General features: G+C 64.3%; 17 protein-coding genes. 13 read left to right on the top strand and 4 right to left on the bottom strand.

Annotation, left to right across the window (positions count from 1 at the left end):
• Positions 1-122: 122 nt before the first annotated feature.
• A complete protein-coding gene (gene phnF, locus LB519_RS13295) occupies positions 123-872 on the bottom strand; it encodes a phosphonate metabolism transcriptional regulator PhnF (protein WP_063173106.1) in 750 nt (249 codons plus the stop codon).
• A 133-nt stretch (positions 873-1,005) separates the two neighbouring features.
• Here phnF and phnG point away from each other — a divergent pair, with 133 nt between their 5' ends.
• The 13 genes from phnG (at position 1,006) to phnE (LB519_RS13230) (ending at position 11,704) form a co-directional block, all read left to right on the top strand.
• On the top strand, positions 1,006-1,467 hold the full coding sequence (gene phnG / locus LB519_RS13290; protein ID WP_063173107.1) for a phosphonate C-P lyase system protein PhnG: 462 nt from the start codon (positions 1,006-1,008) through the stop codon (positions 1,465-1,467).
• Positions 1,467-2,078, top strand: coding sequence for a phosphonate C-P lyase system protein PhnH (phnH, locus tag LB519_RS13285; protein WP_063173108.1), 612 nt, complete (start codon positions 1,467-1,469; stop codon positions 2,076-2,078). The genes phnG and phnH overlap by 1 nt, the downstream gene beginning before the upstream one ends.
• A gap of 1 nt (position 2,079) precedes the next feature.
• Positions 2,080-3,192, top strand: coding sequence for a carbon-phosphorus lyase complex subunit PhnI (locus LB519_RS13280; protein WP_224620215.1), 1,113 nt, complete (start codon positions 2,080-2,082; stop codon positions 3,190-3,192).
• Positions 3,189-3,608, top strand: coding sequence for a FosX/FosE/FosI family fosfomycin resistance hydrolase (fosX, locus tag LB519_RS13275; RefSeq protein WP_013529521.1), 420 nt, complete (start codon positions 3,189-3,191; stop codon positions 3,606-3,608). The genes LB519_RS13280 and fosX overlap by 4 nt, the downstream gene beginning before the upstream one ends.
• Positions 3,605-3,880 (top strand): hypothetical protein, encoded by a 276-nt coding sequence (locus LB519_RS13270; protein WP_224620214.1) that lies wholly within the window; start codon positions 3,605-3,607, stop codon positions 3,878-3,880. The genes fosX and LB519_RS13270 overlap by 4 nt, the downstream gene beginning before the upstream one ends.
• Positions 3,881-3,885: 5 nt before the next feature.
• Positions 3,886-4,785 carry an alpha-D-ribose 1-methylphosphonate 5-phosphate C-P-lyase PhnJ gene (locus LB519_RS13265; protein ID WP_224620213.1) on the top strand — a complete coding sequence of 300 codons (900 nt, stop codon included), beginning with the start codon at positions 3,886-3,888 and terminating at the stop codon, positions 4,783-4,785.
• The gene (gene phnK, locus LB519_RS13260) at positions 4,782-5,558 is read left to right on the top strand and encodes a phosphonate C-P lyase system protein PhnK (protein WP_224620212.1); all 777 of its coding nucleotides are present in this window, start codon (positions 4,782-4,784) and stop codon (positions 5,556-5,558) included. Before LB519_RS13265 ends, phnK begins: the two co-directional genes overlap by 4 nt.
• Positions 5,559-5,766: 208 nt before the next feature.
• Positions 5,767-6,474, top strand: a complete 708-nt coding sequence (gene phnL, locus LB519_RS13255) for a phosphonate C-P lyase system protein PhnL (protein WP_224620211.1) — start codon at positions 5,767-5,769, stop codon at positions 6,472-6,474.
• Positions 6,471-7,088 carry a DapH/DapD/GlmU-related protein gene (locus LB519_RS13250; protein ID WP_224620210.1) on the top strand — a complete coding sequence of 206 codons (618 nt, stop codon included), beginning with the start codon at positions 6,471-6,473 and terminating at the stop codon, positions 7,086-7,088. Before phnL ends, LB519_RS13250 begins: the two co-directional genes overlap by 4 nt.
• Positions 7,089-7,461: 373 nt before the next feature.
• Positions 7,462-8,319: a phosphonate ABC transporter ATP-binding protein gene (phnC, locus tag LB519_RS13245; protein WP_063173113.1), complete on the top strand. Its 858-nt coding sequence runs from the start codon at positions 7,462-7,464 to the stop codon at positions 8,317-8,319.
• A 92-nt stretch (positions 8,320-8,411) separates the two neighbouring features.
• Entirely contained in the window at positions 8,412-9,320 is a 909-nt protein-coding gene (gene phnD / locus LB519_RS13240; protein ID WP_224620209.1) for a phosphonate ABC transporter substrate-binding protein, read from the top strand.
• Between the two features lie 57 nt (positions 9,321-9,377).
• Complete coding sequence (gene phnE, locus LB519_RS13235; RefSeq protein WP_224620208.1) at positions 9,378-10,334, top strand: phosphonate ABC transporter, permease protein PhnE; 957 nt, start codon at positions 9,378-9,380, stop codon at positions 10,332-10,334.
• A gap of 2 nt (positions 10,335-10,336) precedes the next feature.
• A complete protein-coding gene (gene phnE / locus LB519_RS13230; RefSeq protein WP_224620207.1) occupies positions 10,337-11,704 on the top strand; it encodes a phosphonate ABC transporter, permease protein PhnE in 1,368 nt (455 codons plus the stop codon).
• A 213-nt stretch (positions 11,705-11,917) separates the two neighbouring features.
• Here phnE (LB519_RS13230) and LB519_RS13225 read toward each other — a convergent pair whose 3' ends face one another.
• The 3 genes from LB519_RS13225 to LB519_RS13215 form a co-directional block, all read right to left on the bottom strand.
• Positions 11,918-12,856, bottom strand: coding sequence for an IS110 family transposase (locus tag LB519_RS13225; protein WP_063172372.1), 939 nt, complete (start codon positions 12,854-12,856; stop codon positions 11,918-11,920).
• A 274-nt stretch (positions 12,857-13,130) separates the two neighbouring features.
• Complete coding sequence (locus LB519_RS13220) at positions 13,131-13,982, bottom strand: sugar phosphate isomerase/epimerase family protein (RefSeq protein ID WP_224620206.1); 852 nt, start codon at positions 13,980-13,982, stop codon at positions 13,131-13,133.
• 224 nt (positions 13,983-14,206) lie between these two features.
• A complete protein-coding gene (locus LB519_RS13215) occupies positions 14,207-15,394 on the bottom strand; it encodes a Gfo/Idh/MocA family protein (RefSeq protein WP_224620205.1) in 1,188 nt (395 codons plus the stop codon).
• Positions 15,395-15,528: the final 134 nt, after the last annotated feature.

Below are 15,528 nucleotides of genomic sequence, written 5' to 3'. Positions count from 1 at the left end.
CCCCCCCCCCGGGAGTGGGTGAAGGCGGTCCTCAATCGCCAAGACGCAAGTGAGCGCGACCGAGCTGGTCTGATATCAGCGTGAGTCAGATAAATCACGGTCTCGTATAAGCCCGTCACTCCCTACAGCGCCGACAGCTTCAGCTCCACCCGTTCGGCCGGGAAGCGCGACTCGGAAAACTGGATCGGTTGGCCGTCCGGCGTGACGTTGACGGCGACCGTGACCAGTACGATGGCGCCCGGCTGCAGGTCGAGGTCGGCAAGGTCCGCCGCATCGGCATGGCGCGCCGACAGCACGGTCGATTGCCTGAGATAGTCGTCGATGCCGAAGCGCGCCAGCGAGGCGGTGATCGACCCTGTTTGCGCCATCGCGGCATCGATGCCGGCAAAGCGCCGGGCTTCGAACCAGCCAGCAGCGCGCGACACCGGCCGTCCGTCGGCTTCGCCGCGCGTTTCCAGGCGGATCACATCGGCTCCCTTGGCAAGACCCAGTCCCTCGGCGACGCGCTGGCTGGCCGGCTCGACCGACGAGGCGAGCAAGGCGATGTGCCGTTCCGTCGTCTGCGCTTGCAGCCCTGTCGAAAACCGTGTGCGCGCCCCGATCGGATAGGACAGCCGCTTGCGCGACAGCACGAAGGTGCCGCGCCCCTGCTCGGCCCGCAGCACGCCTTCCCTTACGAGGGCTGATATGGCGCTGCGCACCGTGTGGCGGTTGACGCCATAGCGCTCTGCCAGCGCCACCTCCGGCGGCAGCGCTGCATTCTCCGTGAAATCGCCGATGGCGATCGCATGCAGCATCTTGTCGGCAATCTGCCGCCACAGCGAAACGCCACTGCGCCGCTCGATGCTGTCCGCTGCTAGCCGCCCGACCATCATTGCCCCAACCTTCCAGCGCCCAGTCTTCTATCGCTGTCATCCACCCGTCATGGACACCCGTTAGATAATAGGTATAATTTGTATAGTTGTCTATATCAATAGACAAATTTAGCCACGAGGACTACAGCTCATGCGAGGACAGGAAGCCCGCGACCAGGCCGAGCGCAAGGCCGCCATGGCAACCCTTGCGCAATCCAGCGGCGATGACATCGTGCGGCTCTGGAATGAGGCCGGACTGCCTTCGGACGCCGAGCTGTTGCGCGGCCCCGAAACCGGACTGGTCACCCTGCGCGGCCGCATCGGCGGCGGTGGCGCGCCCTTCAATGTCGGCGAGGCGACCGTCACCCGCGCCACGGTCCGGCTGCCGTCCGGACAGGTCGGCCATTGCTATGCGCTTGGCCGCGACAAGCAGAAGGCGAAGCTGGCGGCTATCGCCGACGCCCTATGGCAGGACCCTGCCCGCCGCAATGAGGTCGAGACCGGACTGATAGCGCCTCTGCGGTCGGCTCTGACCATGGCGCACGAAAAACGCCGCGCCGAGACGGCGGCAACGAAGGTGGATTTCTTCACCATGGTTCGCGGAGAAGACTGATGGACGCAGCTGTGCAATCGATCGAGGGCGGGTTCGCCGATCCGGTCTTCAACGCCCAGACCGTGTTCCGCGCCGTGATGGACGCAATGGCTCGGCCGGGCAGCGTGCAACCGCTGCCGGCCTTCGCCCGCCCGCCGGTGCCGCTCTCGGCTACCGCCGGCGCCATCGCACTGGCGCTGTGCGACAATGACACGCCGCTCTGGCTCGACCCGGCTTTGCAGGCCTCCACCGCGATCAGATCGTGGCTTGGGTTCCATACCGGCGCGCCATTGGCCAACACACCGGCCGATGCGCATTTCGCCTTGATCGCAGCACCTGCCGAGATGATGGCGCTCGATGGCTTTTCGCAGGGCACGCAGGATTATCCCGACCGCTCGACCACGCTGATCCTGCAGGTCAGCGATCTGGTCTCCGGCACGCCGCTATTGCTCGAAGGTCCTGGCATCGAAACCAGCGCCACGATCGCGCCGGCGCAGATGCCACGCCATTTCGTCGAGCAGTGGAAGCAGAATATCAAGCGCTTTCCGCGCGGCGTCGACATCATCCTCGCCACATCAGGCGGCATCGCCTGCCTACCGCGCACGACGCGCATCAAGACGATGGAGGCGTAAGATGTATGTCGCGGTAAAAGGTGGCGAAGCGGCAATCGCCAACGCCCACAGCCTGCTGGCCGACCGCCGGCGTGGCGACCGTTCGGTGCCCGCCCTTCGTCTCGACCAGATCGTCGAGCAGCTGGCGCTCGGCGTCGACCGGGTGATGAGCGAAGGCTCGCTCTATGATCGTGAACTGGCCGCGCTCGCCATCGTCCAGGCGCGCGGCGACATGATCGAGGCGATCTTCCTGGTGCGCGCCTACCGCACCACGCTGCCGCGCTTCGGCTACTCCAGGCCCATCGACACCGCCAACATGCTGGTCGAGCGGCGCGTCTCGGCGACCTACAAGGATCTGCCCGGCGGCCAGTTGCTCGGACCGACCTTCGACTACACCCACCGGCTGCTCGATCCCGAGCTTGCCGCCGGCGCCGATGTCGCCGAGCCCTTGCTGCGCGACACGGAAGCGCAAGCCATGCCGCGCGTCTCGGCGATCCTCGCCCGCGAAGGCTTGATCGAACCGGATGGCGACATGCCGCAGGACCATGTCCCCGGCGACATCACCCGCGAGCCGCTCGAATTCCCGATGGCGCGCGACATCCGCCTGCAGGCGCTGTCACGCGGCGATGAAGGGTTCCTGCTGGCGCTCGGCTATTCCACCCAGCGCGGCTATGCCCGCAATCACCCCTTCGTCGGCGAGATCCGCATCGGCGAAGTCGAGCTGGAGCTCGACGTGCCCGAACTGCCCTTCTCGGTGCCGCTCGGCACTGTCCGCGTCACGGAATGCCAGATGGTCAACCAGTTCAAAGGCTCGGCCAAGGCGCCGCCGCAATTCACCCGCGGCTACGGCCTCGTCTTCGGCCAGAGCGAGCGCAAGGCGATGGCCATGGCACTCTGCGACCGGGCGCTGCGCGCGAAAGAGCTCGGCGAGGATGTCGTCGCCGCGGCCCAGGACGAGGAGTTCGTCATCTCGCATTCCGACAATGTCCAGGCGACCGGCTTCGTCGAACATCTGAAGCTGCCGCACTATGTCGACTTCCAGGCAGAACTCGATCTCGTACGCCGCATGCGCACCGAATATGACGCGCGCGAAAACCCCGTGAAGGTCGAAGAGAAGCGGGAGGCTGCGGAATGATCGAGGGCCTTTCCCACATGACCTTCATCGTCCGCGATCTCGAGCGGATGACCGAAATCCTCGAGGGCGTATTCGACGCACGCGAAGTCTATGCCAGCGACGCCAGGCAGTTCTCGCTGTCGCCCGAAAAATTCTTCCTGATCGGTGACATCTGGGTCGCCATCATGGAGGGCGAACCCTTGCCGGAGCGCAGCTACAACCACATCGCCTTCAAGATCGATGACGCCGATTTCGACCGCTATGCCGAGCGCATCGGCAGGCTCGGCCTCGACATGCGCCCGCCGCGCCCGCGCGTCGAGGGTGAAGGCCGCTCGATCTATTTCTACGACGAAGACAACCACATGTTCGAACTGCACACCGGCACGCTCAATGAGCGGCTGGCGCGCTATGCCAGGGGATCGGAGGCTGCGGAATGAATTTAGTGCCCGACGCCACCATGGCCGCCACCATCGTGGGAATGACCGCCATAGCCGTCATACCCGGAGTAATCACCATTCCCGACGCCCAGGGACTCACCTTGAGAGCCTTCTTTGGGGCCGGGCAAAATCATGCGCCGAAGGAAGAAGAGAACGACGCCGGCGAACACCACCAACAGAATTCCGAGATGCATCCATCCGGTCGAGTTCATCTGAATTCGCCCCTGTATCCGCGTCCTGGACGCCAATTCGATAGCACAATGTGGATGTGATCGCCATGACCGACATCGCCACCTACAACTTCGCCTATCTCGACGAACAGACCAAAAGGATGATCCGCCGCGCGATCCTCAAGGGCATCGCCATCCCGGGATATCAGGTGCCGTTCGCCTCGCGCGAAATGCCGATGCCCTATGGCTGGGGCACTGGCGGCGTCCAGGTCACCGCTTCGATCATCGGCCCGGACGATGTGCTGAAGGTCATCGACCAGGGCGCCGACGACACCACCAACGCGGTCTCGATCCGCGCCTTCTTCAAGAAGGTCGCCAACGTCGCGGTGACGACTGACACCGCCAGCGCCACCATCATCCAGACCCGTCACCGCATTCCCGAGCATCCGCTGACGGCGGGCCAGGTGCTGGTCTACCAGGTGCCGATTCCGGAACCCTTGCGCTTCCTCGAGCCACGCGAGACCGAAACGCGGAAAATGCATGCGCTGGAAGAATACGGCCTCATGCATGTGAAACTTTACGAGGACATCGCCAAACACGGCCGCATCGCCACCACCTATGCCTATCCGGTCAAGGTCGAGGGCCGCTATGTGATGGACCCGTCGCCGACGCCGAAATTCGACAATCCCAAGATGCACCGCTCGCCGGCGCTGCAGCTGTTCGGCGCCGGGCGCGAAAAGCGCATCTATGCGGTGCCGCCCTTCACCGAAGTGGTCAGCCTCGACTTCGAGGATCATCCGTTCGAGGTGCAGACCTTCGACCAGCCCTGCGCGCTGTGCGCGGCCGAGAACGTCTATCTCGACGAAGTCATCCTCGACGACCATGGCGGTCACATGTTCGTCTGCTCCGACACGGACCATTGCGAGAAGCGGCGGGCGGACGGCCATCGCGGCCACCTTGCTCCAGAAAGCCATCTTGCCTCGGGAACAAGGGAGCCGGCGCAATGACCGACGAACCGCTGCTGCGTGTCGCAGCACTTTCTAAATTCTACGGCTCGCGCGTCGGCTGCGACAACGTCTCCTTCGACCTGTGGCCGGGCGAAGTCCTGGCTGTGGTCGGCGAGTCCGGCTCCGGCAAGACGACATTGCTCAACTGCCTGTCGACGCGGCTGCTGCCCTCCTCCGGCAGCGCCAGCTACCGCATGCGTGACGCCCAGTTCCGCGAGCTCTACCGCATGAGTGAGGCCGAGCGCCGCTTCCTGATGCGCACCGACTGGGGGTTTGTCCACCAGAACCCGGCCGACGGCCTGCGCATGACGGTGTCGGCCGGCGCCAATGTCGGCGAGCGGCTGATGGCGGTCGGCGACCGCCACTACGGCAGGATCCGCGCCACCGCCGTCGACTGGCTATCGCGCGTCGAGATCGACGAGGACCGCATCGACGACGAGCCCCGCGCCTTTTCCGGCGGCATGCGCCAGCGCCTGCAGATTGCCCGCAACCTCGTCACCGGCCCGCGTCTGGTGTTCATGGACGAGCCAACCGGCGGCCTCGACGTCTCGGTCCAGGCGCGCCTGCTCGACCTGCTGCGCGGTCTGGTCACCGATCTTGGTCTGGCGGCCATCGTCGTCACCCATGACCTTGCCGTGGCGCGGCTTTTGTCGCAGCGCATGATGGTGATGAAGGACGGCCGCGTCGTCGAAAGCGGTCTCACCGACCGCGTGCTCGACGACCCGCGCGCGCCTTACACGCAATTGCTTGTTTCCTCGATTCTGCAGGTTTGACGATGGCGCCAAGGCACCCCCCTCTGGCCTGCCGGCCATCTCCCCCTCAAGGGGGGAGATTGGCTATCGTCCTCGGTTTCGCCACTCTCCAACGTTGCAGAACAAGCGCAACGAGAAAGCTGCCGATCTCCCCCCTTGAGGGGGAGATGCCTGGCAAGGCAGAGGGAGGCGTTGGCCCGCAAACGAACGACAATTGGAGGCCCTTCTGATGGCAACCCCCCTCGTTGTCTCCGACGTCGCCAAGAGTTTCACCATGCACCTGCGCGACGGCATCAAACTGCCTGTTGTCGCCGGTGTCTCGTTCTCGATGAGGGCTGGCGAATGCACCGTGCTCGGCGGTCCTTCCGGTGCCGGCAAGAGCTCGATCCTGAAGATGCTCTACGGCAACTACGCCGTCGACGAAGGCCAGATCATCGTCACGCATGATGATGGGCTGATCGACCTCGCCACCGCCAGCCCGCGCACCGTGCTGGCCATACGCCGGCAAACGATCGGCTATGTCAGCCAGTTCCTGCGCACCGTGCCGCGCGTCTCGGCGCTCGACGTCGTCGCCGAACCGCTGGTTGAGCGCGGCGAGGATCGCGAGATTGCCCGCGGCAAGGCGCGCGCCTTGCTGGCGCAGCTCAACCTGCCGGAGAAACTCTGGGCCTTGCCGCCTGCGACCTTCTCCGGCGGCGAGCAGCAGCGCGTCAACATCGCGCGCGGCTTCATCACCGAGCATCCGATCCTGTTGCTCGACGAGCCGACAGCCTCGCTCGATGCCAGGAACCGCGATGTCGTGATCGAACTCATCGCCGCCAAGAAGGCTGCAGGTGTCGCCCTGCTCGGCATCTTCCATGACCACGATGTGCGCGAGGCGGTTGCCGACCGCATCATCGACGTCACCGCTTTCGCGCCCGGAAAAATCGCCGCATGACCAGGAAATTATCCGAGACGCCGTTGATCCATCCGACGGCGGAGGTGCAGAACTCGACGCTCGGCCGTTGGACCGAGATCGCCGACCGCAGCCGGGTCTCGGAAAGCGAACTCGGCGACTATTCCTACATGATGCAGGACTGCGCCGTCTGGTGCGCGACGATCGGCAAGTTCGCCAACATCGCGGCCAGCGTGCGCATCAACGCCACCAACCACCCGACCTGGCGGCCGACGCTGCATCACTTCACCTATCGCGCCTCGGACTACTGGGACGATGCCGAGCACGAGAGCGAATTCTTCGCCCAGCGCCGCGCCAAGCGGGTCACCATCGGCCACGACACCTGGCTCGGTCACGGCTCGACCATCCTGCCCGGCGTCACCATCGGCGATGGCGCCGCGGTCGGCGCCGGCGCTGTCGTCTCGAAAGATGTCGCGCCCTATACGATCGTCGCCGGCGTGCCGGCAAAGCCGATCCGCGAGCGCTTCGATCGCCGCACGGCCGAACGCTACCAGGCGCTGGCCTGGTGGGACTGGGACCATGCAAGGCTGCGGGCCGCGTTGGATGACTTCCGGGAGCTCGAGGCCGAGGCGTTCTTGGAGAAATATGGCGGATAGCGACGCCAGGAACGGGCTGTCACTGACGCTGGGCAGCGGGGGCAAACCGCCCCCGCCCCTGCTATCCGCATGACGTGCCTCTCGACACCGGCATCGACGCCATGACGGCCCTTGTCTGGAACGCCTGAAGGACGGCCTCGCCATCGCCGGCGCGCGACGGGCGAGTATATGCGCATCAAGTGGTGCCGTCTGGCCACCGGCGCCAGCTCGCCAGGCCTGCATTCCACATCACCTTCGACTGCTGATCCTGGGCCGGCCGCAGACTCCGGCCTGTGGAGCGTAACAAAACTGACATCAACGCGACACGGCAGGTTCATGTGGCTGCGCTAGGCGAATGCCTGACGATCAATGGTCCGGACTGGAACCTGCCGCCATGCCAGCAAATTCCGCCACGCTCGAAATCCGCGGTGTCACCCGACGATTTGGCAAGAACACTGCCGTCAGCGACATCAACATCGCGATCCCGCAGGGTCAGATGGTTGGCGTCATCGGCCGTTCGGGCGCCGGCAAATCAACCCTCCTTCGCATGATCAACCGTCTCATCGATCCCAGCCAGGGGTCGATTTTTTTTGACGGCGCCGAGGTCTCGAAGCTGAGCGGTTCGCCGCTGCGGCGCTGGCAGCGTGACTGCGCCATGATCTTCCAGCAGTTCAACCTGGTGCCGCGCCTCGACGTGCTGACCAATGTGCTGCTCGGCAAGCTGAACCACCGCTCGACCATCACCAACCTGTTCGGCATGTTCTCGCGCGCCGAATGCGCCGAGGCGGTCGCGGCACTCGAGCGGCTCGACATCGTCCGCACCGCGCTGCAGCCCGCCGGCACCTTGTCGGGCGGCCAGCAGCAGCGCGTCGCCATCGCTCGTGCCATGATGCAGCAGCCCAGAGTGATCCTCGCCGACGAGCCGATCGCCTCGCTCGACCCGCTCAACGCCAAGGTGGTGATGGATTCGCTGCAGGACATCAATTTGCGCGAAGGCATCACCGTCGTCACCAATCTGCACACGCTGGACACCGCCCGCACCTACTGCAACCGCATCATCGGCATGGCTGCCGGCAAGGTCGTCTTCGACGGCCCGCCGGAAGAGCTCAACCGCGAGGCGGTGCGCCTCGTCTACGGCGCCGACAGCAATGGCCAGGAAATCTCCGAGGCCATCACCTCGACCAGCGTTGCCTTCAGCCGAAAGATCGCCGCATCCGCCGGACCGCTCGAGCCCGCATTCCCGGGATATTGAGAGCGGTTGGGATCGCCAGCCCACGTCAAGGGCACCTGTCAAAATCGATAACGCTGCCGGCGCGGGGCCGGAACCTACAGGAGAGATATCCAATGTTCAGGAAGATGGTCTTTGGCGCCGTTTCGGTGCTCGCCATGGCGACCAGCATGGCCCATGCCGCCGACATGAAGGAATTTCGCGTCGGCATTCTCGGCGGCGAAAACGAAACCGACCGGCTGCGCAACTATCAGTGCCTCGCCGACCATCTGAAGGCCGAATTCGGCTTCGAAAAGGTTTCGTTGTTCCCCGCCGCCGACTATGACGGCGTCATCCAGGGCCTGCTCGGCGGCACGCTCGACTTCGCCGAGCTCGGCGCTTCCGGCTACGCCAGCGTCGCTCTCAAGGACCCGAAGGCGGTCACCCCGATCCTCACCACCCAGCAGACCGACGGCGCCACCGGCTATTATTCGATCGGCCTGGCGCTGAAATCCTCCGGCATTACCGACATCAAGTCGGCCAAGGGTAAGAAGCTCGGCTACGCCGATCCGGATTCGACCTCCGGCTACCTGATCCCGCTGACCCAGATCCCGAAGGACACCGGCGCTTCGAACGAAACCTTCTTCGCCTCGACCCAGTTCAACGGCGGTCACGAGAACAACGTCCTGGCCGTGCGTGACGGCAAGGTCGACGTGGCGGTGGACGATTCTTCCGGCATCGGCGACTTCAAGGACGGCTACACCTCGGGCACCTTCCACAAGGAAGTCGCAAAGGGCGCCGTCGACCCCAACGACTTCGTCGAGGTCTGGCGCTCGGGCCTGATCCCGAACGGCCCGCTGGTCGTGCGCACCGCGCTCGGCAGTGAAATGACGGCCAAGCTCGCCGACTTCTTCACGCAGTTGCCGAAGAAGGACAAGGCTTGCTTCGAAGGCGTCGAGGGCGGCGATTTTACCGGCTACGTCCCGGTTAAGGCGGACTTCTACAACGTCATCGTCGAAGCCCGTAAGGCAGCCATCGGCGGCTAACGGCGAAATCAGGAAGGGCGGCGTCGAGAAAACGCCGCCCTTCTTGCATGTCCGATCATGACCCTTTCCGTGACAGCCCCTTCCGGCGCCACTCATCAGATGGCCGACGCCTGGCGTCGCCAGACGTCCTTGCGCCGGCTCTACACCGCCATCGGTGTCGGCCTGCTCATCACCGCGCTCGGCAGCACCATGTGGTTCGCCGACGAGGCCAATGCCGGGCATTTCTTCGACCGGTTGCCGCATTTGCTGGATTTCCTGAGCTGGCTCGTCCCCAAGGACTGGAACGATGTCTGGCGGGCGATGTTCGACATCACTTCCCCGCGTGACACCGGTACCCAGGAATTCAATTTTCCGCTTGGCCGCGCCTATGTCTGGGGCAGCTTCTACATCCCCGAATATTTCGAGCTGATGCTGACCACGCTCAACGTGGCCCTGGTCTCGACCTTCATCGGCTTCGTCTTCGCCGTGCCGTTCTCCTTCATCGCGGCGCGCAATTTGACGCCGCATCCGGTGCTGCGGCTGATCGTCAAGCGCCTCATGGAACTGCTGCGCGCCTTTCCCGAGATCGTCATCGCCGGCCTGTTCGCCGCCATCGTCTCGATCGGCCCGATCGCCGCCATCATCGCCATCGGCCTGCACTCGATCGGCGCGCTGGGCAAGCTGTTCTACGAGATCAACGAGAACATCGACATGCGCGCCGAGGAAGGCCTGAGGGCCGTCGGCGCCAACTGGTTCGAGCGGGTTCGCTTCGCCGGCCTGCCGCAGGTGCTGCCCAACTTCATGTCCTACACGCTGCTGCGTGTTGAGATAAATGTCCGCATTTCCACCATCATGGGCGCGGTCGGCGGCGGCGGTATCGGCGAGGAGTTGAAGCTGTCGATCTCGCGCGGCTTCGGCGCCAAGACGATAGCCCTCGTGCTGCTCCTGTTCACGACGATCTTCATCGTCGACCAGTTCTCCGCCTGGCTGCGCCGCAAGCTGGTCGGCGAGCAGGCTTTCGTGATGAGCGCTTGACCATGGCCACCATGACCGCCGATCAGATCCAGTCGATCGAAGAGCGCTTCCCGCAGGTATTCCAGCGGCCGTTCCACAAGCGCTTCGGGCCGCTGATGCTGCTTGGCGGCATCTTTCTCTACCTGCTGTACGCATTGTGGTTCTTCAACCTGCCGCAGGTCATGCGGGAATCGCACTGGGAGCGCCTGCCGCTGTTCCTGACCCAGTGGATCAGCTACGACGTGCAGCCGATCTTCCGCCTCGACGAACCGCAGATCACTGCCAAATATCCACGCTTCTCGGTGCTCGGCCCGAACCCGGATCCGGACTGGGTCAAGACCAATGCCGATGGTTCGGTGACGATCCTGATCGACGGCACCGCCAAGTCGATTACCTTCACCAAGACGCAAGCGACGATAATTGCCAACGGTGAGACCGTTGCGGTCGCACTCGGCACCGGCAAGCCGCTGATCTCGGGACCGGTTCCCGGCTGGATCACCGCGCATGAGGATGAGGTCGTCGCCGACATGGGCTTTGCCGGCGAGGCCCGCGTCGCCGTTGACCGCGTCAGGATCCGAAAGCGCTTTCTAGGCTGGGCAAACTTCGTCTTCGACACGCGTTCGCCTTTCTTCGGCAAGTCGGCAAGCGAAGTCGCTTCGCTGATCGTCTCCGGACCGGAACTGAAACCAGGCACGTCAAATCTGGCGCTGGCCGGCGACAACATCTGGAACAACGCCCAGTGGCAGCATGGCGATGTCTGGACGAAGCTCCTGCAGACCATCGTTATGGCCTTTCTCGGCACCATGCTGGGCGGCATCGTCGCCTTCCCGCTGGCCTTCTTCGCCGCCCGTAACATCACGCCCAGCCGGCTGGTCAACCAGGTGCTCAAGCGCTTCTTCGATTTCATGCGCTCCATCGACATGCTGATCTGGGCGCTGTTCTTCACCCGTGCCTTCGGGCCGGGACCGCTGGCGGGCAGTGCGGCGATCTTCTTCACAGAGGTCGGCACGCTCGGCAAAACCTATTCCGAGGCGCTGGAGAACATCGACGACAAGCCGCGCGAGGGGATTACCTCGACCGGAGCCAACGGCCTCCTGGTGCAGCGCTACGGCGTGCTGCCGGAAGTGGTGCCGGTGTTCATCAGCCAGACGCTCTACCAGTGGGAATCCAACACCCGCGGCGCCACCATCATCGGCGCTGTCGGTGCCGGCGGCATCGGCCTGAAGCTGTGGGAAGCGATGCGCACCAACTCCAACTGGGCCAACGTCTTCTACATGGTGCTGCTGATCCTGCTCGTCGTCTTCATCTTCGACAACATCTCCAACTTCCTGCGCCGCCGGCTGAGCCGGACCATCCACGACTACAACAGGATCCAGGCTGAGCAGGGGTAGGCTTGTGATGCAGACGCGCAAGTCGTCTCGACCAGCGCCAAAGGATCGACCCCCACTCCGTCGAGCTTCGCTCGACACCTCTCCCCCGATCGACGGGGTAGAGGAAAGCGCCAGGCTGTCCGAGCCGACGCCTGTCCTCTTAGGCCGAGTGTCCTCCCAGGCCGAGGCTTCCTTCCTCTCCCTCCGGAGGGGGGAGAGCGACTATCTGGGGTGTCAAGTTGCACTCGCGAACTCGTTGCGCGCATCGCGTGCTTTTGCATTGAGGATGACGAGGAGTTTTCTGGCGAGTGCGATGCGGATGAGCATTTTTGGCTTTCCCGCCTGTTGCAACCGTTGAGCGAAAGCTTTGAGATTGGGATCGAATTTGGCCACGATGGCTGCGACGATGAAGAGGATGCCACGCGGCCCGGCGCGTCCGCCGCGCACATGCCTGTTGCCGGTGCGCTTGCCGCTATCGTTGGCGAAGGGAGCGAGGCCTGCCAGCTTGGCGATGGCCTTGTTGGAGATGAGGCCGATCTCGGGCAGTTCGGCCATCAGGCGGGCGACGGTGCGTCCGGCCACGCCCTTCAGCGAACGAAAGGCCTGCTCCAGCCTGGCCCACAGCGGATCGTCATCGATCATCGAGGCAATCTCGCCTTCCAGGCGCCGTTGCTCGCGCTTGAGGAAGGCCAGCATCGCCTCGATGCTGGCGCATACCTCGGCGTCGCGTGCGGCACTTCTACGCTGCTTGTTGATGGTCGCATCGCCGACAATCTGGCAAAGCCGGCCAACCAACGCGGCAAGCCGCTGCTGGGCGGCGCTTGGCGGTGGCGTCGGCACAGTGTTCTTGACTGCGCCGTAGTGGGCGATGACAGCGGCGTCGATCCTGTCGGTCTTCTCAAGATAGCCCATCGCCTCGGCGAAACGGCGCACGCTCTTGGCATTGACCACGCCGCACGGCATGCCGTGCGCCCACAAGAGCATGAATCCCAGCCGTTCATAGCCGCCCGATGCCTCCATCACCGCAAGGGCTGCGTCATGGCTGCGGCAGAACAGCCAAAGAGCTGCGATCCCCGCCGCGTCGTTGGCGAAGCGCGCTGCCGCTCCGCCAGGCCAGACATGCGCGTCCAGCCAATCTTTCGAAACATCAACTCCACAAATAATCCTGTTCACGGTAACCTGCCTTGTGCGTACGGTTGGAACCAAGCGACTGTTCGGTCGTGCGTGATGAAGGCGAAGATCCCAAGCTCTCCCGCGGCTGTAACTCAGATGGTACGGGCGACTTCGCCAAGCCAAGGTCCGGGTGGCCGCCCGGACCTTGGCTCAATCGCTCTAATCCCACGAAATCTCTCTCGTGTAGATACAAGGTGGCTCGGCGAAGCCGAGACGGAGTGGGGGAACCACCTGGCAACCGCCGCAAACGCAAATAGAAAATGGGCCAGGGCGCCTAAGCCGCCTTCTTCCACCCGCTCTTGATATGCCTATACCCCTCCCGATAGACCGCTTCCGGCGTCTCTGAGAAATCCCGCCACACCTTGGTCGCCGCCGCCAAATCCTTGAGTGAGCGGCCGAACGCCTCGATCGTCAGCCAATCGTCATAGCCGCTCTTGCGGATGGCGGAAAACGTTTCGGTCCACGGAATGTTGCCGCGCCCCGGCACGCCGCGATCGTTCTCCGAGATATGGATATGCACGACATTCCTGCGGTGTTTCGTGTAGGCGCCGATCGGGTCGGCCTCCTCGATATTGGCGTGGAAGGTGTCGTACATCGCCTTGATGTGCGGCCGGTCGATGGCGTCGATATGCTCCGACAGGTCCGCCATCGTGTTGAGCAGGTAGCATTCGAAGCGGTTCAGCGCCTCGAGCCCGATGGTGACGCCCTTGTTGCCGGCATGGTCGCCGATGGCGCGCTGCGAGCCGACGGAGCGCTTCTTCTCCGCGGCCGTCGGCCCAGAGCCGGAAAAGGACCCGAGCGTCGAATGCAGAGGGCCGCTCAGCGTGCTGGCGCCAAGCGCCTGCGCGCAGTCGATCGCCCATTTCATGTAGTCGACACCGGCCTTGCGGGTTGCCGCGTCGGCCGCGATCAAATTCATCGCCGGATCGCCCATGGCCGAAACCGCAGTCCGCTCCAGCCCGATGCGGTCGAGCAGATCGCCGAGCTTTTTATAATCGTCCGGCGTGCCGGCGAAGATCGGTATCTCGACGCCATCGAAACCGGTCGCCTTGATGTCGCGCAGCAGCGGCTCGTGTTTCTTCGACACCGCCGTCGTCCACAAGAACATGCACATGCCGATTTTCATCGACGACCCCTCCCTTTGACGGCGCACTGGCTGTTCCGCCAGCTTCGCGCCATGCCCCCTCATCCGGCCGCTTCGCGGCCACCTTCTCCCCGCTGGGGAGAAGAGACTTGGCGTCGCGCCATCTCCTCCTCCTCCCCCTCGGGGAGAGGTCGGATTGCCCCGAATTGCCCTTCGCAATTCGGCTGGCAATCCGGGTGAGGGGGTCTTCGTTACCCGCCGCGCCACTAAAGCTTCGTCCACGCCCCGTTTTTCTTCGACGACTTCACGCAAGCCTCGATGAAGGCCATGCCCTCGACGCCGTCCTGTATGGTCGGGAAGACGACATCCTTTGCCGGCTTGCCGCCCTTGCGGCGTGCCGCCCGGATGGCGCGTGCGGCCTCCTGGTAGATGTTGGCGAAACCTTCGAGATAGCCCTCGGGATGGCCCGACGGGACGCGGCTGACACGGCCCGCCACCGGCAGCGCGCCGGCGCCGTTGCGGGTGATCAATTGCTTTGGCTGGCCGAACGGCGTGTACCAGAGATAGTTCGGGTCGGCCTGCACCCATTCCAGCCCACCCTTCGAGCCATAGATGCGCAGCTTCAGCCCGTTCTCATGGCCGGGCGCCACCTGGCTTGCCCAGATCATGCCCTTGGCCGGGTGCGTCTTGCCGGTAGGCTTGAAGCGCAGCATGACGTTGACGTTATCATCCAGTAACCGTCCCGGCACGAAGGCGTCGAGATCGGCCGACAGGGAGTCCAGTTCCAGCCCCGAGACGAAGCGGGCGAGGTTGTAGGCATGCGTGCCGATATCGCCCAGCGCACCGCCGGCACCTGCCTGCTTGGGGTCGGAGCGCCACGCCGCCTGCTTCTGGCCTGTCGCCGCCAAATCCTCGGTCAGCCAGTCTTGCGGATATTCGGACTGCACGATGCGGATGTCGCCGAGCACGCCCTTGGCGACCATTTCGCGTGCTTGCCGCACCATCGGATAGGCGGTGTAGTTGTGCGTCAGCACGAACACCTTGCCGGTCTTCTCGACTATCGCCGCAAGCTTTTTCGCCTCGGCCAGCGTCGTCGCCAGCGGCTTGTCGCAGATGACGTGGATGCCGGCCTCGAGGAAAGCTTTTGCCGCCGGCACATGCACATTGTTGGGCGTGACTATGGCCACCGCCTCGATGCCGTCGGGGCGCTTCGCCTCGGCCTTGGCCATCTCGGCATAGGATGGGTAGCTGCGTGCGGGGTCGAGCCCCAGTTCGGCGGCCGAGGCCTTGGCACGGGCCGGGTCGGCTGACAAAGCGCCGGCAACCAGCACGAACTCGTTGTCCAGCCGCGCCGCGATCCGATGCACCGCGCCGATGAAGGCGCCTTGCCCGCCGCCGACCATGCCGTAGCGGATCGGGCCGCCTCCCGTTTCCGACTTCGATGCGCCGACCATATCTTGCTCCTCGCTGTTGCTTACCCCCTTGAGGGAGGTCGATCCGCGCAGCGGATCGGGTGGGGTCGTTGAGGCAGAGTGCGGTGTGAACCGACCCACCCGGCCTTTGGGCCACCCTCCCCGCGAAGGGGAGG

Source organism: Mesorhizobium sp. AD1-1, from assembly GCF_020164655.1.
Lineage (GTDB): Bacteria > Pseudomonadota > Alphaproteobacteria > Rhizobiales > Rhizobiaceae > Mesorhizobium > Mesorhizobium ciceri.
Note: the sequence above shows the minus strand (reverse complement) of the source record. Positions and strands in the feature narration are given on the sequence as shown.